At 65.6% G+C, this 20,865-nt stretch carries 17 protein-coding genes; 10 read left to right on the forward strand and 7 right to left on the reverse strand.

All coding sequences use genetic code 11. The annotated features are described in order from the left end of the window. Positions 1-200: 200 nt before the first annotated feature. Positions 201-776 (reverse strand): cob(I)yrinic acid a,c-diamide adenosyltransferase, encoded by a 576-nt coding sequence (locus tag U5A65_RS28055; protein WP_321948568.1) that lies wholly within the window; start codon positions 774-776, stop codon positions 201-203. 192 nt (positions 777-968) lie between these two features. Between U5A65_RS28055 and U5A65_RS28060 the strand changes: the two genes are divergently transcribed. The 6 genes from U5A65_RS28060 (at position 969) to proC (ending at position 8,153) form a co-directional block, all read left to right on the forward strand. After that, positions 969-2,384 carry an FAD-binding oxidoreductase gene (locus U5A65_RS28060; protein ID WP_321948569.1) on the forward strand — a complete coding sequence of 472 codons (1,416 nt, stop codon included), beginning with the start codon at positions 969-971 and terminating at the stop codon, positions 2,382-2,384. Positions 2,385-2,456: 72 nt separating this feature from the next. After that, positions 2,457-3,962, forward strand: a complete 1,506-nt coding sequence (locus U5A65_RS28065) for an FAD-linked oxidase C-terminal domain-containing protein (protein WP_321913143.1) — start codon at positions 2,457-2,459, stop codon at positions 3,960-3,962. A 141-nt stretch (positions 3,963-4,103) separates the two neighbouring features. Further along, positions 4,104-5,192: a glycolate oxidase subunit GlcE gene (gene glcE, locus U5A65_RS28070; protein WP_321913144.1), complete on the forward strand. Its 1,089-nt coding sequence runs from the start codon at positions 4,104-4,106 to the stop codon at positions 5,190-5,192. 18 nt (positions 5,193-5,210) lie between these two features. Then, a complete protein-coding gene (gene glcF, locus U5A65_RS28075; protein WP_321913145.1) occupies positions 5,211-6,440 on the forward strand; it encodes a glycolate oxidase subunit GlcF in 1,230 nt (409 codons plus the stop codon). A 176-nt stretch (positions 6,441-6,616) separates the two neighbouring features. After that, on the forward strand, positions 6,617-7,315 hold the full coding sequence (locus U5A65_RS28080; RefSeq protein ID WP_321913146.1) for a YggS family pyridoxal phosphate-dependent enzyme: 699 nt from the start codon (positions 6,617-6,619) through the stop codon (positions 7,313-7,315). Positions 7,316-7,337: 22 nt separating this feature from the next. Next, on the forward strand, positions 7,338-8,153 hold the full coding sequence (gene proC / locus U5A65_RS28085) for a pyrroline-5-carboxylate reductase (protein WP_321913147.1): 816 nt from the start codon (positions 7,338-7,340) through the stop codon (positions 8,151-8,153). Between the two features lie 78 nt (positions 8,154-8,231). On the opposite strand, the gene ubiA is transcribed toward proC, so the two are convergent. The 6 genes from ubiA to recG all read right to left on the reverse strand — a co-directional run bounded on the left by ubiA (position 8,232) and on the right by recG (position 15,547). Beyond that, a complete protein-coding gene (gene ubiA / locus U5A65_RS28090) occupies positions 8,232-9,095 on the reverse strand; it encodes a 4-hydroxybenzoate octaprenyltransferase (RefSeq protein WP_321913148.1) in 864 nt (287 codons plus the stop codon). Positions 9,096-9,248: 153 nt separating this feature from the next. After that, positions 9,249-9,737 (reverse strand): Dps family protein, encoded by a 489-nt coding sequence (locus U5A65_RS28095; RefSeq protein ID WP_158756997.1) that lies wholly within the window; start codon positions 9,735-9,737, stop codon positions 9,249-9,251. A 170-nt stretch (positions 9,738-9,907) separates the two neighbouring features. Beyond that, on the reverse strand, positions 9,908-10,084 hold the full coding sequence (locus U5A65_RS28100) for a hypothetical protein (RefSeq protein WP_321913149.1): 177 nt from the start codon (positions 10,082-10,084) through the stop codon (positions 9,908-9,910). 96 nt (positions 10,085-10,180) lie between these two features. Next, positions 10,181-11,620, reverse strand: coding sequence for a catalase (locus U5A65_RS28105; protein ID WP_321948570.1), 1,440 nt, complete (start codon positions 11,618-11,620; stop codon positions 10,181-10,183). 396 nt (positions 11,621-12,016) lie between these two features. Further along, on the reverse strand, positions 12,017-12,976 hold the full coding sequence (locus tag U5A65_RS28110) for a hydrogen peroxide-inducible genes activator (protein ID WP_069268466.1): 960 nt from the start codon (positions 12,974-12,976) through the stop codon (positions 12,017-12,019). A 159-nt stretch (positions 12,977-13,135) separates the two neighbouring features. After that, positions 13,136-15,547 (reverse strand): ATP-dependent DNA helicase RecG, encoded by a 2,412-nt coding sequence (recG, locus tag U5A65_RS28115; protein WP_321934270.1) that lies wholly within the window; start codon positions 15,545-15,547, stop codon positions 13,136-13,138. Between the two features lie 122 nt (positions 15,548-15,669). On the opposite strand from recG, the gene queA reads away from it, so the two are divergent. From queA to secD, 4 genes are all read left to right on the forward strand, one after another. Next, a complete protein-coding gene (gene queA, locus U5A65_RS28120) occupies positions 15,670-16,731 on the forward strand; it encodes a tRNA preQ1(34) S-adenosylmethionine ribosyltransferase-isomerase QueA (RefSeq protein ID WP_321934271.1) in 1,062 nt (353 codons plus the stop codon). Positions 16,732-16,872: 141 nt separating this feature from the next. Next, the gene (gene tgt / locus U5A65_RS28125; RefSeq protein WP_321913154.1) at positions 16,873-18,084 is read left to right on the forward strand and encodes a tRNA guanosine(34) transglycosylase Tgt; all 1,212 of its coding nucleotides are present in this window, start codon (positions 16,873-16,875) and stop codon (positions 18,082-18,084) included. Positions 18,085-18,303: 219 nt separating this feature from the next. Then, a complete protein-coding gene (gene yajC, locus U5A65_RS28130; protein WP_028201984.1) occupies positions 18,304-18,633 on the forward strand; it encodes a preprotein translocase subunit YajC in 330 nt (109 codons plus the stop codon). A gap of 167 nt (positions 18,634-18,800) precedes the next feature. After that, positions 18,801-20,858: a protein translocase subunit SecD gene (secD, locus tag U5A65_RS28135; protein WP_321913155.1), complete on the forward strand. Its 2,058-nt coding sequence runs from the start codon at positions 18,801-18,803 to the stop codon at positions 20,856-20,858. Positions 20,859-20,865 lie beyond the last annotated feature (7 nt).

Below are 20,865 nucleotides of genomic sequence, written 5' to 3' on the forward strand. Positions count from 1 at the left end.
TTCTCCTCGTTAAAGATGCACATAAGATACATCTTTAACGAGGCAGCCAGACCCGGGCATTTTGTCGCACCCCGGCAATCTGCGGATTGTGCGAGGCGTGAATTCGCGGCGGATGGCCGTGGGGGGACTTCGGCAGGGCTTTTGCGGTGCGTTAGACAGTCCCTTTCGGCGATGACGCGCTGCTTGCGCCCTTTTATTCCCTACTCGCCCTTGCCTGCGCCACGGTCGTGCCGCCAAAGCACGTCGCTGCCTCCCTCAGCCCGATTAAGCACGCGCGCGAGCACGAACAGCAGATCGGAGAGCCGGTTGATGTAGCGGCGCGGCGTATCGGCGAGCGGCGGGCCCGAGTTCGGCGCCGCGCCCAGTGCGACGACAGCGCGCTCGGCGCGCCGGCACACCGTGCGGCACACATGGGCGAGCGCGGCAGCCCGTGAGCCGCCTGGGAGAATGAATTCCTTGAGCGGCGGCAGCGTGCCGTTGTAATGCGCGAGCCAGGCGTCGAGCCGCGCGAGGTGTTCGTCGGTCACGAGCGTGTGGCCCGGAATGCACAGTTCGCCGCCCAGATCGAACAGGTCGTGCTGGATGGCGACGAGCGCCTCGCGCACATCATCGGGCAGTGCCTCGCACAGCAACACGCCGATCTGCGAGTTCAGTTCGTCGACGTCGCCGATCGCGGCGATGCGCGCGTCGTCCTTGCGCACGCGGCTGCCGTCGCCGAGACCCGTAGAGCCGTCGTCACCGGTGCGCGTTGCGATCTTGCTCAGGCGATTGCCCATGTCGTGCCCTCCGAGGCGAAAAATTCGCGCAGTTCGCGCGTGACGCGCGCCCAGCGCCACCGAAAGCGCGCACATCCGGCGGCCATTATAAGTTTGATGCGTCGCAGCAAAGGGAGCGCGGCTTTGCGCCCCGGACGTTCAGCGTAAAATGGTCCACGCCAGAAGTCATACCCATACGAAGGAGACACCCGCGTGAATCACCCCGCGCCGCCGGCCCTCGCACGCCGCCCGTTCCCCGCCGAACTCCTCGATGAACTGCGCAGCGCGTTCGGCGAACACGTCTCCACCTCGGAAGCCGTGCGCGCCCACCACGGCCGCGACGAGTCCCCCTTCGATCCGCAACTGCCCGACGCCGTGGTGTTCGCGCAGAGCACCGAGGACATTCAGACCGTCGTCAAGCTGTGCGCCCGTCATGGCGTGCCGATCATTCCCTACGGCAACGGTTCGTCGCTCGAAGGTCACTTGCTGGCCGTGCAGGGCGGCGTGTCGATCGACCTCTCGCAGATGAACCGCGTGCTCTCGATCAACGCCGAAGACCTCACGGTGACGGTCGAGCCCGGCATCTCGCGCAAGCAGCTCAATGAAGCACTGCGCGACACGGGTCTTTTCTTCCCGATCGACCCGGGCGCCGACGCGAGCATCGGCGGCATGACGGCCACGCGCGCCTCGGGCACCAACGCCGTGCGCTACGGCACGATGCGCGAGAACGTGCTCGGCCTGACCGCCGTACTCGCCGACGGCCGCGTGGTCAAAACCGGCACGCGCGCACGCAAGTCGTCGGCAGGCTACGACCTCACGCGCCTTTTCGTGGGTTCGGAAGGCACGCTCGGCGTGATCACCGAAATCACGGTGCGGCTCTACCCGCAGCCCGAGGCGGTCTCGGCGGCGGTGTGCGCGTTCCCTTCGATGGCCGAGGCCGTGCGCACGGTGATCGAAACGATTCAGATTGGCGTGCCGATCGCGCGCGTGGAATTCATCGACTCGCTCGCGGTGCGCGCGATCAACAAGCATTCGAATCTCACGCTGCGCGAGAAGCACACGCTCTTCTTCGAATTTCACGGCACCGAGGCGGGCGTCGCGGAGCAAGCACAGCTCGTGCAGGAGCTTGCCGCACAGCATGGCGGCGAAGGCTTCGAGTGGGCCACGCGCCCCGAGGACCGCAGCCGCCTGTGGAACGCACGCCACAACGCCTATTTCGCGATGCTGCAACTGAAGCCCGGCTGCCGCGCCGTGACGACCGACGTGTGCGTGCCGATCTCGCGCCTCGCCGAATGCGTGATCGAGACCGAAACCGATCTCAAAGCCTCGCCGCTGCCCTGCCCGATCGTCGGCCACGTGGGCGACGGCAACTTCCACGTGGCGATCCTGATCGATCCTGACAAGCCCGAGGAGATCGACGAGGCCGAGCGCCTGAACCACCGCATCGTGCAGCGCGCGATCGCAATGGACGGCACCTGCACGGGCGAGCACGGCGTGGGTCTGCACAAGATGGGTTTTCTCGTGGAGGAGCACGGCGCGGACACCATCGACACGATGCGCGCGATCAAGCACGCACTCGATCCGCACAACCTGATGAATCCGGGCAAGATCTTCAGCTGGGCGGCGTAACCGACGAGCAAGCGCGACACGCGCGCAAAAGCGCTTAGCGAGCGCAAACAACCGCAACAGACGGGAGGAGACATGAACGCACCAGACGCGAACTTGCCCGAGCTGAGCCCGGAGGCGCTCGCGCAGCGTCAGCGTGAGGTGGTCCAGGCGTTGATGGCCGTGCTGCCGGCGCATTGCCTGCTGCATCGCGAGGAGGACACCGTCGCCTACGAGTGCGACGGCCTTGCCGCCTACCGGCGGCTGCCGCTCGCAGTGGCGCTGCCGGAAACCGAGTCGCAGGTGCAGCGCATCGTGCAGATCTGCCGGCGGCTCGACGTGCCGGTCGTGCCGCGCGGCGCGGGCACCGGCCTGTCGGGCGGCGCCATGCCGATCCGGCACGGCATCGTGCTCTCGCTCGCGCGCTTCAAGCGCATTCTCGAAGTCGATCCGTACGCGCGCACGGCTACCGTACAGCCTGGCGTGCGCAATCTGGCCGTTTCCGAAGCGGCGGCGCCTTTCGGCCTCTACTACGCGCCGGATCCCTCCTCGCAGATCGCCTGCACGATAGGCGGCAACGTTTCGGAGAATTCGGGCGGCGTGCACTGCCTCAAGTACGGTCTCACCGTGCACAACGTGCTGCGCGTGCGCGCCGTGACGATGGATGGCGAGATCGTCGAATTCGGCTCGCTTGCGCCCGATGCGCCGGGCCTCGATCTGCTCGCGGTGATGATCGGCAGCGAAGGCATGTTCGCGATCGTTACCGAAGTGACCGTCAAGCTGATTCCGCGCCCGCAAACGGCGCAGGTCATCATGGCGAGCTTCGACGATGTCGTGAAGGGTGGCGACGCCGTAGCGGGCATCATTGCCTCGGGCATCATTCCGGCGGGCCTGGAGATGATGGACAAGCCAGCCACGCGCGCCGTGGAGGAGTTCGTGAACGCCGGCTACGACCTCGACGCCGCCGCGATCCTGCTGTGCGAAGCCGACGGCACGCCCGAGGAAGTCGCCGACGAAATCGCGCGCACGACCACGGTGCTGCGCGAGCATGGCGCCACGCGCATCCAGATCTCGCGCACTGAGGAAGAACGCCTGCGCTTCTGGTCGGGCCGCAAGAACGCGTTTCCGGCGGCGGGCCGCATTTCGCCCGACTATTACTGCATGGACGGCACGGTACCGCGCCGCGCGATCGGGCCGCTGCTCGCGCGCATCCACGAGATGGAAAAGCAGTATGGGCTGCGCTGCATCAACGTATTCCATGCGGGCGACGGCAACATGCACCCGCTCATTCTCTTCAACGGTAATGACCTCGACGAATGGCACCGCGCCGAGGCCTTTGGCTCGGACATTCTCGAAACCTGCGTAGAACTGGGCGGCACGGTGACGGGCGAGCACGGTGTGGGCATCGAAAAGATCAATTCGATGTGCGTGCAATTCTCGCCGCAGGAGCGCGATGCGTTTCACGCGGTGAAACACGCGTTCGACCCGGCCAGACTGCTGAACCCCGACAAGGGGATCCCCACGCGAGCGCGCTGCGCCGAATACGGGCGCATGCACGTGCGGGGCAATCTGCTGCCGCACCCTGAATTGCCGCGCTTCTGACAGACGCACGACCACGCGCAAGGCATCGCGCCATTTATGCGTTTCGCGTGACCCGCATGAGGGTCCGCTCCGGGTTGTCAGGCGAGGTTCGCTCAGTACAATCGAGCGAACCATATAACGAACGAGCGCGACCATCACGACATGGAAGAGGACGACATCGTCTCGGACTGGTCCGAACGCATCCGGGCAGCGAGCGCCGATGGGCGGGCGTTGCGCATTCGCGGAGGGGGCACCAAGGACTGGTACGGCCAGTCGCTCGAGGGCGAGATTCTCGACACGCGCGCACACCGCGGCATCATCGCGTACGACCCAGCCGAACTGGTGATCACGGCCCGCGCCGGCACACCGCTTGTCGAAATCGAAACGGCGCTTGCGGCCCACGGACAGATGCTCGCGTTCGAGCCGCCGCACTTCGGCGCCCAGGCCACCCTGGGCGGCTGCATTGCCGCAGGCATTGCCGGTCCCCGGCGGGCGAGCGCGGGCGCACCGCGCGACTTCGTGCTGGGCGCGGTGCTCATGAACGGCCACGGCGAGGTGCTGCATTTCGGCGGCCAGGTAGTGAAAAACGTGGCGGGCTACGACGTCTCGCGGCTCATGGCGGGCTCGCTCGGGACGCTCGGCCTGCTGCTGGAGCTTTCGGTGAAGGTGCTGCCGGTTGCGCAAGCGGAAACCACGCTCAAGTTCGACATGAACGGCACCGACGCCGTACGCAAGCTCAACGAATGGGGCGGCCGCCCGCTGCCGATGACGGCGAGCGCCTGGCGCAACGGAACCCTCGCGGTACGCCTCGCCGGCGCGGAGGCGGCCGTGAAAACCGCGCGCGCGAGCCTGGGGGGCGAAGTGGTGGACGCCGTGGAGGCCGAGCGCTTCTGGGCGGGCCTGCGCGAGCAGACCGATCCGTTCTTTGCCTCGATCGCACCGAATGCGGCGCTGTGGCGGCTCGCGCTGCCCTCGATCGCGGAGCCCTTGCAACTGCCGGGCGCGCAACTCATGGAGTGGGGCGGCGCGCAGCGCTGGTGGATCACGGAAACCGACGCGCAAACAGTGCGCATCAGCGCGAAGCAGGCCGGCGGTCACGCCACGATGTTCCGCACGGGGCGTGACTACGACCGCAGTGCGGGCGTCTTCACGCCCTTGCCCGCGCCGCTCATGAAGATCCATCGCGGTCTGAAGGCCGCCTTCGACCCGGCCCGCATCTTCAATCGCGGCCGGCTGTATTCCGACTTCTGACGACACCCACACGCGGCGATGCAGACGAACCTCGCGGACTTCATACGCAACACCCCCGACGGCGACGAAGCCGACGCGATCCTGCGCAAGTGCGTGCATTGCGGCTTCTGCACCGCGACCTGCCCGACCTATCAGTTGCTCGGCGACGAACTGGACGGCCCGCGCGGGCGCATCTATCTGATGAAGCAGATGGTGGAAGGCGCGCCCGTGACGAAGAGCACGCTCACGCACCTCGACCGCTGCCTCACGTGCCGCAGTTGCGAGACGACCTGCCCTTCGGGCGTGCAGTACGGGCGCCTCGTGGAAGTGGGCCGCAAGCACGCGGAACAGATGGTGCAACGGCCGCTGCGCCAGCGCCTCATGCGCCGCCTGCTCGCGGGCCTGCTGCCGCGCCGCGCGCTTTTCACGCCGGCCATGCGCCTTGGCCAGCAGGTGCGCCCGCTTCTGCCCAAGCGCCTGCGCGACAAGGTGCCCGTGCGCCAGCGCTCGCTTGCGTGGCCCACGGCGAAGCACGCGCGCAAGATGCTGATGCTGCAAGGCTGCGTGCAGCCCTCGATGATGCCCAACATCAACATCGCCACCGCGCGCGTGCTGGATGCACTGGATATCGAGACGATCGTCTCGCCGCAATCGGGCTGCTGCGGCGCGATCCGCCTGCATATGGGCTACGCCGACGATGCGCTCGACGACGTGCGCGCGAACATCGACGCCTGGTGGCCGTACATCGAGCAAGGCGTGGAGGCGATCGTGATGAACGCCTCGGGCTGCGGCGCGACGGTGAAGGAATACGCGCACCTGCTGCGCGACGACCCGGCCTATGCGGAGAAAGCGCGCCGCGTGGTCGAACTCACGCGCGATCTTTCGGAGCTGCTGCCCGCGTTCGAGGAACAACTCGTGGCCGCAACGAGACGGCGCGGCATCAAGACGGTGGCCTGGCATCCTCCCTGCACGCTGCAGCATGGCCAGCAGTTGCGCGGCGGCGTGGAAAAGCTGCTCACCGCGCTCGGGCTCGACGTGCGGCTGCCCGCCGACAGCCATCTTTGCTGCGGCTCCGCAGGCACCTATTCGATCATGCAGCCGCGCCTTTCCTATACGCTGCGCAACCAGAAAGTGGACCGGCTGCAGGCGCTGGAGCCGCAACTGATCGTTTCCGCCAACATAGGCTGCATCACGCACCTGCAAAGCGGCACGGCGATTCCGGTCACGCACTGGATCGAGCTGGTCGAACATATGCTGGCAACGAATTGAGCCATCGGCAACGGAACCAGCGTAACGAAGCGCGCGGCGCGCCAACAGTCGGCCATTCGGTATAGCCTTTCTGGCCAGTGTTTTGCGCCGTGCGCAGTCCGTATAATGGCCGTCGTTCTGTTCGTTTTGGATCCAAAAGCGGCGCGAGCCACGTTACGCGTCAGCCTTCAAGCCCGATGACCGATCTTTCCCACAATCTCGAAGCTGTCCGCGAGCGCATCGCCGCCGCCGCCCGCAACGCCGGCCGCGACCCGCAAAGCGTGGAGTTGCTCGCGGTTTCGAAAACGTTTCCCGCGCAGGACGTACGCGCCGCTCACGCTGCCGGCCAGCGCGCGTTCGGCGAGAACTACGTGCAGGAATCCGTGGACAAGATCGAGGCGCTCGCCGACCTGCGCGCGAGCATCGAATGGCATTTCATCGGGCCGCTCCAATCGAACAAGACACGCCCCGTGGCCGAGCGTTTCGACTGGGTCCATTCGGTCGATCGTCTGAAGATTGCCGAGCGCCTTTCGGCGCAACGTCCCGCCGGCATGGCGCCGCTCAACGTCTGCCTCCAGGTCAACGTGAGCGGCGAGGCCAGCAAGAGCGGCGTCACCCCGCAAGAAGCGCAGCAGGTCGCCAAGCAAATCGCCGCCCTGCCCAACCTGCGCCTGCGCGGGCTCATGTCGATTCCCGAGCCGGAAACCTCGCTCGAGGCGCAACGCGCGCCGCACCGCCAACTGCGCGAGCTGTTCGAAGCGCTACGCGCAGAAGGCCTCGCGCTCGACACGCTCTCCATGGGCATGTCGGCCGACCTCGAAGCCGCGGTGCTCGAAGGCGCGACGATCGTGCGCGTCGGCACCGCGATCTTCGGCGCGCGCGACTACTCTCACTGATTCATTGAACGATTCCATCACCATGAAAATTGCCTTCATCGGCGGCGGCAACATGGCCGCCGCGCTCATCGGCGGCCTGATCCGCAAGGGCGTTCCCGCCGACAATCTGTACGCGATCGATCCGAACGAGGACGCCCGCAAGCGCAGCGCCGAACAGTTCGGCGTGCGCACCGGCGCCGCCGCGGATTCCGCGCTCGCGTCGTATGACGCGGTGCTGATCGCCGTGAAGCCGCAAATCGCCAAAGCCGTGGCCGAAGGCATCGCCCCGCACCTCGGCGCGCATCAGGTCGTCATCAGCATCATGGCCGGCATTCGCATCGACGACCTTTCGCGCTGGCTGAACGGCCATGCGCGCGTCGTGCGCACGATGCCGAACACGCCCGCGCTGATCGGCATGGGCGCAACCGGTCTCGTCGCAAGCAGCGGCGTGGACGCGGCGGGCCGCCAGCTCGCGTCCGACGTGCTCGGCGCGGTGGGCCAAACGGTCTGGTTCGACGACGAAGCGAAGATCGACGCGGTCACGGGCATCTCGGGCAGCGGCCCGGCCTACGTGTTCTATTTCATCGAAGCGCTCGAAGAAGCGGCGCGTCAGCTCGGCATGGACGAGCAGCAAGGCCGCGCGCTCGCCATCGCCACGTTCGCGGGTGCTGCACAGCTCGCGCTGCAATCGGACGAGCCGCCCGCCGTGCTGCGCGAGCGCGTGACCTCCAAGGGCGGTACGACGGCTGCCGCACTGGCGTCGTTCGACGCATCGGGCGTGAAGGCCGCCATCGTCAAGGGCGCGCTCGCGGCCGATGCGCGCGCGAAGGAAATGGGCGAGGAATTCGGCAAGCAGTAAGCCTGCCGCAGCGTCATACAAAAAAAGCGCCGGGTGTGTCATGCACCCGGCGCTTTTTCGTCTGGAGTCGAGCTGGCCTTAGAGTCCCGCGACGGCGTAATGGGCCGCGATCCCCACGAACAGCACGCCGCCCAACCAGTTGTTGTGGCGGAAGGCGGCGAAGCACGGCATGCGCTCGCGGCCCTTGATCAACGTGTAGTGGTAAATCGCACAACCCGCCGCAGCCGCCCAGCCAAGCCAGTAAAGCCAGCCGAAACCCAGCGTCAAACCCACCCACACGTAAATGCCAAGCGTCACCGCGTAGCAGAGCATGATCGCGAGCACGTCGAACCGGCCGAACGTGAGCGCCGAGGTGCGAATGCCGATCTTGATGTCGTCGTCGCGATCGACCATGGCGTACTCGGTGTCGTAGGCGACGGACCAGAATACGTTCGCGACCAGCATGATCCATGCGAGCGCCGGCACGTGATCCTGTACGGCGGCGAACGCCATCGGAATACCAAAGCCGAACGCAATGCCCAGGTACGCCTGCGGAATCGCAAAGAAACGCTTGGTGAACGGATAGGACGCCGCCACGAACAGCGCCACGACCGAAAGCTGCTTCGTGAGCGCGTTGAGCGGCAGGATCAACAGGAACGACACGAGCGCGAGACCCGCGGCAATTGCTACCGCCTCCCAGGCGCGAATGCGGCCCGACGTGATGGGACGCTCGGCGGTGCGCTTCACGTGGCGGTCGAAGTCGCGGTCGGCGTAGTCGTTGATCGCGCAGCCCGCCGAGCGCATCAGCACCGTGCCGATCGTGAAGATGATCAGCAGCGAAAGCGGCGGACGGCCGTCGGAAGCGATCCAGAGCGCGTTGAGCGTCGGCCACAGCAGCAGCAGGCTGCCGATCGGCTTGTCCATGCGGACGAGCCGCAAATAGAGCGGGAGTCGGGCGAACATGATCGGGGCGGGAAAAGCGATGCCGCTATTGTAGGCCAGGGCGCCGCCTTGCCGCCCGCGCCCTTGCCGCGAGCCGCACCCGCGCAAAATACAAAGGCCCGCCGGACGTCCGGCGGGCCTTTCATTGCCCTTCCCGTGCGGCGCCGCTGCGCATCAGGCCAGCAGCGAGCGCAGCATCCACGCGGTCTTTTCGTGCGTCTGCATGCGTTGCGTGAGCAGGTCGGCGGTCGGCTCGTCGTTGGCGGCTTCCGTCGACGGGAAGATCGCGCGCGCGGTGCGCACCACGGCTTCCTGGCCTTCCACCAGCTGGCGGATCATGTCTTCCGCGTTCGGCACACCGTCCGCTTCGGGAATCGACGAGAGCTTCGCGAACTCCTTGTAGCTGCCCGGCGCATGCACGCCCAGCGCACGAATGCGTTCGGCGATTGCGTCCACGGCCAGCGCGAGCTCGTTGTACTGCCCCTCGAACATCAGATGGAGCGTGTTGAACATCGGCCCCGTCACGTTCCAGTGGAAGTTGTGCGTCTTCAGATACAGCGTGTAGGTGTCTGCGAGCAGGCGCGAGAGACCATCCGCGATCTTCTTGCGATCCTTGTCGCTGATGCCGATGTTCACGTGCTGTACGGTTGCTTTTTTGGCCATGACGACTCCTTGTGTAGCAGTGAGACTACGCGTGCGTGTTGCGATCCGGTTGCGTCGCCTGGCGCCTCTCGATAATGGCGCGCGAACGCTCGATCGGCCGTCAGTGTAGCCTGGAAATATCGGAAACCCTGTTCATCCGGCCCTACTGCCGAGCAACGTGCGCAGCACGTTTAGTGCCCCGTGAAGTGCGCAAGGGCTTGCATGGCGATCGCCACGAAGCCGCTCGCCACAATCGCGAAACCCACCACGCGGCGCACGATCTGCGTGCCTTCCGCGCGCGTGCGCGCCATCGTGGCGGCCTCGCCTCGTCCCATGGTCCTGAGGGTCATCGTCATCGTACGGGTCATGATCGTGCTCCTTTGGTGCTTCGGTGCTTCCTGGAAGTCCTGCTTCGGGCGCGGCTCGTTGTCCCGGCGTTGCGACAACAAACCGCGCCTTCCACCTTATTTAGCCAGCTTCGCGATCGCGTCGGTCACACCTTGCGCGTACGCCGGATCGGCGCGGCGGAAGTGCTCGATCTGGCGCGCCACGATCTCCGCGGGCACACCGCTGATGTGTCGCGCGATGTTCGCGAAAAGCCGTTCGCGCTGCCCCGCGTCGAACAGCCGGAACAGCGCGCCCGGCTGGCTGTAGTAGTCGTCGTCTTCGCGGTGATCGTAGTGATCGACCGCACCCGCTGCGAGCGGCGGTTCACCGGCCTGCGGACGCTGAGCGAAGTCACCGAAGCGGCTCGGCTCGTAGTTCACGTTGCCGCCCAGGTTGCCGTCGGTGCGCATGGCGCCGTCGCGGTGGAACGAGTGGAACGGGCAACGCGGCGCATTCACCGGAATCTGGTGATGGTTCACGCCAAGCCGGTAGCGCTGCGTGTCGCCATACGAGAACAACCGCCCCTGCAACAAGCGATCCGGCGAGAAGCCGATGCCCGGCACCACATTCGCCGGCGTGAAAGCAGCCTGCTCGACATCGGCGAAATAGTTCTGCGGATTGCGGTTCAACTCGATCGTGCCGACGTCGATCAACGGATAGTCCTTGTGCGGCCAGACCTTCGTGATATCGAACGGGTTGTACGGCACCTTCGCGGCATCGGCCTCGGGCATCACCTGAATACGGAAGTGCCACTTCGGGAAATTGCCCATCTCGATCTCGTTGAACAGATCGCGCTGCGCCGATTCGCGGTCCTGAGCAACCACCTGCGCCGCTTCGGCATCGCTGTAGTTCTCCACGCCCTGCGCCGACTTGAAGTGGAACTTCACGTAAAAGCGCTCGTTATTCGCGTTGATGAACGAGAACGTGTGCGAGCCGAAACCGTGCTGCTGGCGATAGTTCTTCGGAATCCCGCGATCGCTCATGAGGATCGTCACCTGATGCAGCGACTCCGGGTGACGCGACCAGAAGTCCCACGCGGCCACGTTGCTGCGCATGTTGGTGCGCGGATCGCGCTTTTGCGTGTGGATGAAGTCCGGGAACTTGAGCGGATCGCGAATGAAAAACACCGGCGTGTTGTTGCCGACGATGTCCCAGTTGCCCTCTTCCGTATAGAACTTGATCGAGAAGCCGCGCACGTCGCGCTCGGCATCGGCTGCACCGCGCTCACCCGCCACGGTCGAGAAACGGATGAAGAGCGGCGTTTCCTTGCCGACTTCGCCGAACACCTTGGCCTTCGTGTAACGCGAGATGTCGTGCGTGACCTTGAGCGTGCCGAACGCGCCCGAGCCCTTCGCGTGCACGCGGCGCTCGGGAATCACTTCGCGGTCGAAGTGCGCGAGCTTTTCGAGCAGCCACACGTCTTGGAGCATCACGGGGCCACGCGGGCCGGCGGTGAGGGAGTTCTGGTTATCGACGACGGGTGCGCCGGCTGCCGAGGTGAGAGTACGGTCGGTCATGCTGGATTCCTTTCTTGCTTGCGGGTGTGTTCTGGAATGCGGGGAATGCTGCGGCGCGCTGGCGCGAGAGCGTCAGGCAGACAACGCGCGGTCGACCAGCAGCGAGAACCACACAGTGCGAAGGCCGGAATCGGCGCGTGCCGAGGTGCTGGGTGCGGGCGTGTTCGAGTGGGTGGTTTGCATCGCTTCCTCCAGTTGGGTTGCCGGTTGGTGTCGGTTGGAGGAAACTTTACCAAAGACTATCTATATCGATAATTTGATTTACTTAATCTATCGAATAGACGTTGATTATTGGGGTCGCAAGAAACGCAAGGAGAGGGAACTGTGACGCGGGCGAATGCCGCGCCAGAGAGGAAAACGCGCCGCGCAGCCCGAAAGCGCACGGCGCGATGACCGTCAGGCAGCCTCGGCGGGTGCCTCGATCTTCTTCACGCCGGGCAACTCACAGGCGTGAATGGCGTCGACGATCGCCTCGATCGCCGGCATGCGCGTGAAGCTCTTGCGCCACGCGAGCACCACGCGGCGGTCCGGCACCGGCTCGTCGAACGGCACGTACGACAGCAGCCCGGAATCGACGCCGCCCGCGTGCGGCTTCACCTCGGTCACCGACATGCGCGGCAGCACGGTAATGCCAACTCCGCTTGCGACCATATGGCGGATGGTTTCCAGCGACGAGCCTTCGAAGGTCTTCTGGATGCCGTCGGCGTTTTGCGAGAAGCGCATCAGTTCCGGGCACACGCCCAGCACGTGGTCGCGGAAGCAATGGCCGCTGCCGAGCAGCAGCATGGTTTCCTGCTTAAGGTCGTCCGGGTCGATCTTCGGGCGCTGCTCCCACGCATGGCCCGAAGGCAGCGCCACGACGAACGGCTCGTCGTAGAGCGGACGCAGCGTGAGGCCGGTTTCGGGGAACGGCAGCGCCATGATTGCCACGTCGATCTCGCCCTGCTTGAGCAGTTCGATGAGCTTGAGCGTGTAGTTCTCCTGCAGCATGAGCGGCATTTGCGGCACACGCTTGATCATCTGCTTGACGAGCGTGGGCAACAGGTACGGCCCGATCGTGTAGATCACGCCGAGGCGCAGCGGCCCGACGAGCGGATCCTTGCCCTGCTTGGCGATTTCCTTGATCGCGAGCGTCTGCTCGAGCACGCGCTGCGCTTGCGTCACGATCTGCTCGCCGATGGGCGTCACGCTCACCTCGCTCGTGCCGCGCTCGAAGATCTGCACATTCAGTTCGTCTTCGAGCTTCTTGATGGCGACCGAAAGGGTCGGCTGGCTCACGAAGCAGGCTTCCGCGGCCCGTCCGAAGTGGCGCTCTCGAGCTACCGCGACAATGTATTTCAATTCAGTGAGCGTCATTCGGGGACCAATCAAAAAGGGTGATTCAATAGCTTGTACTTATACACCTATGGCGGCGATTCGCCAATAATCAACACCCCTATGCGGGGCGTGATCAAAGCAAAAGGGTCAGACGGCGTTGGCGCGCGCAGGTTCCGCGCAATGCGCTAAATGGACTATTTACGCTTTCAGATATTGCTCGCGCGCGCCGAGCCAGCGGTTTAAATGCTGCGTGACGACGTGCGGAAACTCGTGCAGCAGGCGATCGGCGGCGCCGCGCGCGGGCTCGATGAGCCACGCGTCGTTTTCAAGGTTCGCGAAGCGCAGCATCGCCGCGCCGGATTGACGCGCGCCGAGGAATTCGCCGGGGCCGCGGATTTCGAGGTCCTTGCGCGCGATCTCGAAGCCGTCGGTCGTTTCGCGCATGGTTTGCAAACGCGCGCGGCCCGTGAGCGACAAGGGCCCCGTATAGAGCAGCACGCACACCGAAGCGGCGCTGCCCCGCCCCACGCGCCCGCGCAACTGGTGAAGCTGCGCGAGGCCGAAGCGCTCGGCGTGTTCGATCACCATCAGCGAGGCGTTGGGCACGTCCACGCCCACTTCGATCACCGTCGTCGCCACGAGGAGTTGCACTTCGTTGCGTGAGAACGCGTCCATGACCGCGGCCTTGTCCGTGGAAGCGAGGCGGCCATGCACGAGGCCCACGGTGAGTTCCGGCAGCGCGGCCACGAGCGTTTCATAAGTCTCGACGGCCGTTTGCAGCTGCAACGTCTCGCTTTCCTCGATCAGCGGACATACCCAGTACACCTGACGACCCGTGAGCGCCGCCGCGCGCACACGCGCGATCACTTCCTCGCGGCGCGCGTCGGAAATGAGCTTCGTGAGGATCGGCGTGCGGCCGGGCGGCAGCTCGTCGATGGTGGAGACGTCGAGGTCCGCGTAGTAAGTCATCGCAAGCGTGCGCGGAATGGGCGTGGCCGACATCATCAGCTGATGCGGCTGGAACTCGCGATGCGCCTGATCCGGAGACTGCGTTGGCAACCGCGCGTTCTGCGCCTTCGCGCGCAACGCGAGCCGCTGCTCGACGCCGAAACGATGCTGCTCGTCGACGATCACGAGGCCGAGGCGCGCGAATTCCACGGCCTCCTGAATGATCGCGTGCGTGCCGATCACGAGCTGCGCCGTGCCGAGCGCCGCGGCTTCGAGCGCCGCGCGCTTTTCCTTCGCCTTCAGGCTGCCGGCAAGCCACGCCACCTGCACGCCGAGCGGCTCGAGCCAGCCTCGCAGCTTGCGTGCGTGCTGTTCCGCGAGAATTTCGGTCGGCGCCATGAGTGCGGCCTGATAGCCCGCGTCGATGGCCTGCGCGGCCGCGAGCGCCGCGACCACGGTCTTGCCGCTGCCAACGTCGCCTTGCAGCAGGCGCTGCATCGGGTGCGGCTGTTCGAGATCGTGAGCGATTTCGGCCACCACGCGCTCCTGCGCGCCGGTGAGCGTGAACGGCAGCGCGCCACGCAGACGCGCGAGCAGCGTCTCTTCGCTCTTGCGCCCCGCGACATGCCGCGCCATGGCGGGTGCCGCGCGCGTGCGGCGCTCTTCGTGCGCGCGCTTGAGCGAGAGTTGCTGCGCGAGCAGTTCCTCGAACTTGATGCGGGTCCACGCGGGATGCGTGCCTTCGATGAGCGCGTACTCGTCGGCGTTCACGGGCGGGTGGTGCAGGGTCTTGACCGCGTCCATGAGCGGCGGCACGTCCAGCGGCGCCATGAACTCGTGCGCCACGGCTTCGGGCAGGAGTTCGGGCAAATGCGCGCGCGAAAGCGCGTTGTCGATCGCCTTGCGCAGATACGCCTGGCTCACGCCCGCAGTGGACGGATACACCGGTGTGAGCGCCTGCGGCAGTGGCGCGTCGCCTTCCACGACCTTCACGGCCGGATGCACCATCTCCATGCCGAAGAAGCCGCCACGCACATCGCCACGCACGCGCAGACGCTTGCCGATCGCCATCTGCGCGACCTGCGAACCATAGAAGTTCAGGAAGCGCAGATGCAGTTCGTCGCCGTTGTGGTCTTGGAGCTTCACGACCAGTTGGCGGCGCGGACGGTAGGCGATCTCGTTGTCGAACACCACGCCTTCGGTTTGCGCGATGCCGCCCGGCAGCAGTTCGCCGATGGGCGTGAGCGTGGTTTCGTCCTCGTAGCGCATCGGCAGATGCAGCACGAGATCGATGTCGCTGCGCAGGCCGAGTTTCGCGAGGCGGTCGGCGGTTTTGGTGAGCTTGGGCTTGTCTTTGGCCGCGGCTTTTTCTGCGGCCACATCTGCGCCCTTTTCTGCCGTTTTTTTGCTGGCGCGTTTGCGCGCGGGCGGTGCGGCCCCTTGCGCCGCCTCCTGTTGCCGCGTCCGCGCGCCATCCTCGGGCAGGCGCGCGTCGTCGGGCGCGTCGCTCGCGGCATCGGGTTCGGACATCAATCGGCTAACGGATGAGGGCATGGGCAGCTTCGCAAGTACAATATCGGCTTTCCGGCATGGCGCGGCGCGTGCAGCGCGACGGCCTTTGCCATCGGGCGCATGTCGCACAAGCGCATGTCCCGCAATCATAGCCGCTCACTGAACGTGGGCGGCCATTGCAGCCGCTTTTGGGGGCGCAACCGCTTGGCGGTTCGGCCCAGTAAAGCCGCCGCGCGCCGGGCCTCCGGCGCATTTCCGTTACTTCAGGCCGCATGTTCAAGCTTTCCGATTTCGATTTCGACCTCCCCGAGGAACTGATCGCGCAGACCGCCCTGCCCGAGCGCAGCGCGAGCCGTCTGCTGGAGGTCGACAACACCACGCAACCTGCGCGTTTCACCGACCGCCGCTTCTCCGAGTTGCCCGCGTGCATCGCGCCGGGCGACTTGCTCGTCTTCAACGATACCAAGGTGCTGAAGGCGCGTTTCTTCGGCCAGAAGGCCAGCGGCGGCAAGATCGAGGTGCTCGTGGAGCGCCTGACCGGCGCGCGCTCGGCGCTCGCGCAGATCCGCGCGAGCAAGAGCCCGGGCCCCGGCACGGTGCTGCGCCTCGCCGATGCGTTCGAGGTGACGGTTGGCGAGCGCGTCGATCAGTTCTACACGCTGCACTTTCCCGACGACTGCCTCACGCTCATCGAGCAACACGGCCGTCTGCCGCTGCCGCCCTATATCACGCACGACGCCGACGCGAGCGACGAAACGCGCTATCAAACGGTGTTCGCGCAAAATCCGGGCGCGGTGGCCGCGCCCACGGCGGGCCTGCACTTCGACGACGCCCTGCTCGCGCAACTCGACGCGCAAGGCGTGGAGCGCGCCACGCTCACGCTGCACGTGGGCGCGGGCACGTTCCAGCCGGTGCGCGTGGAGAACATTGCCGAGCACAAGATGCATAGCGAGTGGTACGAACTGCCGCAATCGCTCGTCGACAAGATCGCCGCCACGCGCGCGCGCGGCGGCCGCGTGATCGCGGTGGGCACGACCTCGATGCGCGCGCTCGAAGCCGCCGCGCGCGACGCCGACCGCGAAGGCCGCGCACTCGCGGCAACGCAGGCGGAAACCGATATCTTCATTACGCCTGGGTACACGTTCCGCGTGGTCGACCGGCTCGTCACGAACTTCCACCTGCCGAAATCGACGTTATTGATGCTCGTATCGGCGTTCGCGGGCATCGAAACGATCCGCGCGGCGTATCGTCATGCGATTGCCGAGCGGTATCGGTTCTTCAGTTACGGTGATGCGATGCTGCTCACCAGAACAGACAACGCGCTGAACAAGTAACACCCACGCTTTCCAGGCCGTCACGCGATCTGCACACGCGCGGCGGCGTTTCACTACCTGCGCCGGACTTGTCGACTGGCGTTAGCGCTTTAGCGCTTACGCCAGTCCCACGCAGAGCGCCGGTTGCACAGGAGTCCACGCATGACCGACGGTCATCAAAACAACGCACGCGCCGAACACGGCGCTTATTTGGGTCAACTCGTGGGCGAACGCCCGCAAAACGGCCTGAAATTCGAGCTGCTCGGCACCGACGGCCTCGCGCGCCGCGGGCGCGTCACGCTCAATCACGGCGTGGTCGAAACGCCGATCTTCATGCCCGTGGGCACCTACGGCACCGTGAAGGCCACGCAGCCGCGCGAGCTCGAGGAAATGAAGGCGCAGATCATCCTCGGCAACACCTTCCACCTGTGGCTGCGCCCGGGTCTGGAAACGATCGAGGCGCACGGCGGCCTGCACCGCTTCATGGGCTGGAACCGGCCCATCCTCACGGATTCGGGCGGTTTCCAGGTGTTCTCGCTCGGCGACCTGCGCAAGATCTCGGAAGACGGCGTGCGCTTCGCGTCGCCCGTGAACGGCGACAAGCTGTTCCTCTCGCCCGAAGTGTCGATGCAGATCCAGAAGGTGCTGAACTCGGACATCGTCATGCAGTTCGACGAGTGCACGCCCTACGCGACCAACGGCGTGCCGACCACGCACAAGGAAGCCGCCGACTCCATGCGCATGTCGATGCGCTGGGCGCAGCGCTCGATCGACGAATTCAACCGTCTCGGCAACCCGAATGCGCTCTTTGGCATCGTGCAAGGCGGCATGTTCGAGGACCTGCGCGACGAATCGCTCGCCGGTCTCTCGCAGATGCCGTTCCACGGCTACGCGATCGGCGGTCTTTCGGTGGGCGAGCCGAAGGAAGACATGATGCGCGTGCTCGAACACATCGCGCCGAAGCTGCCCGCCGACAAGCCGCACTACCTGATGGGCGTGGGCACGCCGGAAGACCTGGTGGCGGGCGTGGCCGCGGGCGTCGACATGTTCGACTGCGTGATGCCCACGCGCAATGCCCGCAACGGCTGGATCTTCACGCGCTTTGGCGACATCAAGATCCGCAACGCCGTGCACCGCAACTCGCTGCGCCCGCTCGACGAGCAATGCGGCTGCTACACCTGCCGCAACTTCACGCGCGGCTACCTGCACCATCTGCACCGCGTGGGCGAGATCCTCGGCGCGCAGCTCAACACGATCCACAATCTGCATTACTACCTGGAATTGATGAGCGAGATGCGCGCGGCCATCGAAACGAAGACGTTCGCGGCGTTCCGCCAGCGCTTCGCCGAGCAGCGCGCACGCGGCGTGGACTGAGGCCAGCCGCCAGACATTACAATAACCTTTCGCAACTTGGCGCAGAGAAGGCATTCGCTGCGCTCGACCCACCCCGGTTTCACGCACAAGCATGCCGCGCCGGGGCGGGATTCGAGATAAGCACTTGATCGCAAAGCCTATTTTGCGTCATCGTCGCGATGAATGCCGGTGGTAGAATAACCGGCTCGCTTTTTGATCGTAAAAAACGGAGAGACCAACGTGTCGTTCATTTCCAATGCCTTCGCGCAAGGCAGTGCAGCAGGTGGTGCCGAATCGAGCCTCATGAGCTTCCTGCCGCTCATTCTGATGTTCGCCGTGCTGTACTTCATCATGATCCGTCCGCAGATGAAGCGTCAGAAGGAACATCGCAACATGCTCTCGGCCATGGCCAAGGGCGACGAAGTGATCACGAGCGGCGGCATCGTCGGCAAGGTGACCAAGGTCAGCGAAGCCTACGTGGGCGTCGAAATCGCTGATGGCACGGAAATCACCGTGCAGAAGTCGTCGGTCTCGACCATCCTGCCGAAGGGCACGATCAAGTCGCTGTAAAGCTTCATTGCATCATCGAGGCCGTTGCCTCCGAAAGAACGGCCTCGCGCGCCCGGCCCGCCCTCGCAGCCACTGACCAGAAAACGTCAATGCAGGAACGCCCCGAAGGCAACGCCGGACGCGCACGCAGCGCTTAAGGCCATTCCCCTCCCCCGTTGGGTCAACCAATGAACCGTTATCCCCTCTGGAAATATGTCGTGATGCTGGTGGCGCTCGTCATCGGCTTCGTGTACACATTGCCCAATTTCTTCGGCGAAGCGCCCGCGGTCCAGGTGTCGAGCGGCAAGGCCACGGTCAAACTCGACTCGGGCACGCTTGCCCAGGTCGAAGCCGCACTCGCCGCGAACAATATCAAGGCGACCGACCTCACGTTCGACAACTCGTCGATGAACGCGAACATCCGCGTGCGCGTCGCCGACACGGACACGCAGCTGCGCCTGAAAGACGCGCTCAACCACGCGCTGAACGCCGACCCGAGCGACCCGCAGTACATCGTCGCGCTGAACCTGCAGAGCGCCTCGCCGCGCTGGCTCAGCTCGCTGCACGCGCTGCCGATGTATCTCGGCCTCGACCTGCGCGGCGGCGTGCACTTCCTGCTCCAGGTCGACATGAACGGCGCGCTCAACAAGAAGCTCGACTCCGACGCTTCCGACGTGCGCACGCTCCTGCGTGACAAGAACATCCGCGACGGCGGCGTGAACCGCGTGAACCAGTCGGTGGTCGTCAATTTCGCCGACGCCGACGTGGCCGAGCAGGCGCGCAAGGTCCTCGCGGGCTCGGGCGGCATTACCGAGCTGCAGTGGGCCTCGCAGAACAACCCCGAAGGCGGCGTGCAGCTCGTCGGCACGTTCACGCCGGCCGTGAAGACGGCGGTTCAGCAGGCCGCGCTCAAGCAGAACATCCAGACGCTGCATAACCGCGTGAACGAGCTTGGCGTGGCCGAGCCCGTGATCCAGCAGCAAGGCGACGACCGTATCGTGGTCGAGCTGCCGGGCGTGCAGGACACTGCGAAGGCGAAGGACATCATCGGCCGCACGGCGACGCTCGAAGCGCGCCTCGCCGACCCGATGGGCCTGCATCCGGACGTGAACGCGCCGGTGCCGCCGGGCGACGAGCTGTTCACGCAAGGCAACGCCGCGCCGGTGCTGCTGCGCAAGCAGGTGATCTTCACCGGCGACCGCATCATCGACGCCTCGGCGGGCTTTGACGAGCATCAGCGTCCGTCGGTCAACATCCGCCTCGACTCGGCGGGCGGCCGCGCGGTGCGCGCCGTCTCGCGCGACAACATCGGCAAGCCGATGGCGATGGTGCTGTTCGAAAAGGGCAAGGGCGAAGTGCTGACGGTGGCGACCATCCAGTCGGAACTGGGCGACCGCTTCCAGATCACGGGCCAGCCCACGCCGCAGGCCGCCGCCGACCTCGCGCTGCTGCTGCGCGCAGGCTCGCTTGCCGCGCCGATGGACATCATCGAGGAACGCACGGTTGGCCCGAGCCTTGGCGCGGACAACATTCGCAAGGGTTTCGACTCGGTGATCTACGGCTTCGCCGCCATCGCCGTGTTCATGATCGCGTACTACATGCTGTTCGGCGCGATCTCGATGATCGGCCTTTCGGTGAACCTGCTGCTGCTCGTGGCGGTGCTCTCCATGCTGCAGGCCACGCTCACGCTGCCGGGTATCGCGGCTATCGCGCTCGCGCTCGGTATGGCCATCGACGCGAACGTGCTCATCAACGAGCGCGTGCGCGAAGAACTGCGTCACGGCGCGCCGCCGCAGCTGGCTATCCAGAACGGCTACGCGCACGCCTGGGCGACGATTCTCGACTCGAACGTGACCACGCTCATCGCCGGTCTCGCGCTGCTCGCGTTCGGTTCGGGCCCGGTGCGCGGCTTCGCGATCGTGCACTGTATCGGCATTCTCACGTCGATGTTCTCGGCCGTGTTCTTCTCGCGCGGTCTCGTGAACCTCTGGTACGGCGGCAAGAAGAAGCTCAAGTCGCTCGCGGTGGGTCAGGTGTGGCGTCCGGAACCCGACGAAGGCACGCCCGCGCTCGCAGGCGCCGACGCCGGCACGGACACGGGCCGCGCGGTCGCTGCAAACGCCGCGAAGCGCGAACCAGCCAAGGCCGGTGTGAAGGGCGCCACGCGCGCCAAGCCGGTTGTGCGCCGCCGCGACGCCCAGGGCGGCACCGGCGGTTCGGGCAACAACACCGGCTCGTCCCGCTGATACGGAG

The organism is Paraburkholderia sp. J10-1 (assembly GCF_905220165.1).
In the GTDB taxonomy this organism is placed as follows: domain Bacteria; phylum Pseudomonadota; class Gammaproteobacteria; order Burkholderiales; family Burkholderiaceae; genus Paraburkholderia.

Excerpts from the sequence above, each read along its gene's own strand:
- U5A65_RS28055 (WP_321948568.1), bottom strand. The coding sequence starts at position 776 with ATGGGCAATCGCCTGAGCAAGATCGCAACGCGCACCGGTGACGACGGC.
- U5A65_RS28065 (WP_321913143.1), top strand. The coding sequence starts at position 2,457 with ATGAACGCACCAGACGCGAACTTGCCCGAGCTGAGCCCGGAGGCGCTC.
- glcE (WP_321913144.1), top strand. The coding sequence starts at position 4,104 with ATGGAAGAGGACGACATCGTCTCGGACTGGTCCGAACGCATCCGGGCA.
- glcF (WP_321913145.1), top strand. The coding sequence starts at position 5,211 with ATGCAGACGAACCTCGCGGACTTCATACGCAACACCCCCGACGGCGAC.
- U5A65_RS28080 (WP_321913146.1), top strand. The coding sequence starts at position 6,617 with ATGACCGATCTTTCCCACAATCTCGAAGCTGTCCGCGAGCGCATCGCC.
- proC (WP_321913147.1), top strand. The coding sequence starts at position 7,338 with ATGAAAATTGCCTTCATCGGCGGCGGCAACATGGCCGCCGCGCTCATC.
- ubiA (WP_321913148.1), bottom strand. The coding sequence starts at position 9,095 with ATGTTCGCCCGACTCCCGCTCTATTTGCGGCTCGTCCGCATGGACAAG.
- U5A65_RS28095 (WP_158756997.1), bottom strand. The coding sequence starts at position 9,737 with ATGGCCAAAAAAGCAACCGTACAGCACGTGAACATCGGCATCAGCGAC.
- U5A65_RS28100 (WP_321913149.1), bottom strand. The coding sequence starts at position 10,084 with ATGACCCGTACGATGACGATGACCCTCAGGACCATGGGACGAGGCGAG.
- U5A65_RS28105 (WP_321948570.1), bottom strand. The coding sequence starts at position 11,620 with ATGACCGACCGTACTCTCACCTCGGCAGCCGGCGCACCCGTCGTCGAT.
- U5A65_RS28110 (WP_069268466.1), bottom strand. The coding sequence starts at position 12,976 with ATGACGCTCACTGAATTGAAATACATTGTCGCGGTAGCTCGAGAGCGC.
- recG (WP_321934270.1), bottom strand. The coding sequence starts at position 15,547 with ATGATTGCGGGACATGCGCTTGTGCGACATGCGCCCGATGGCAAAGGC.
- queA (WP_321934271.1), top strand. The coding sequence starts at position 15,670 with ATGTTCAAGCTTTCCGATTTCGATTTCGACCTCCCCGAGGAACTGATC.
- tgt (WP_321913154.1), top strand. The coding sequence starts at position 16,873 with ATGACCGACGGTCATCAAAACAACGCACGCGCCGAACACGGCGCTTAT.
- secD (WP_321913155.1), top strand. The coding sequence starts at position 18,801 with ATGAACCGTTATCCCCTCTGGAAATATGTCGTGATGCTGGTGGCGCTC.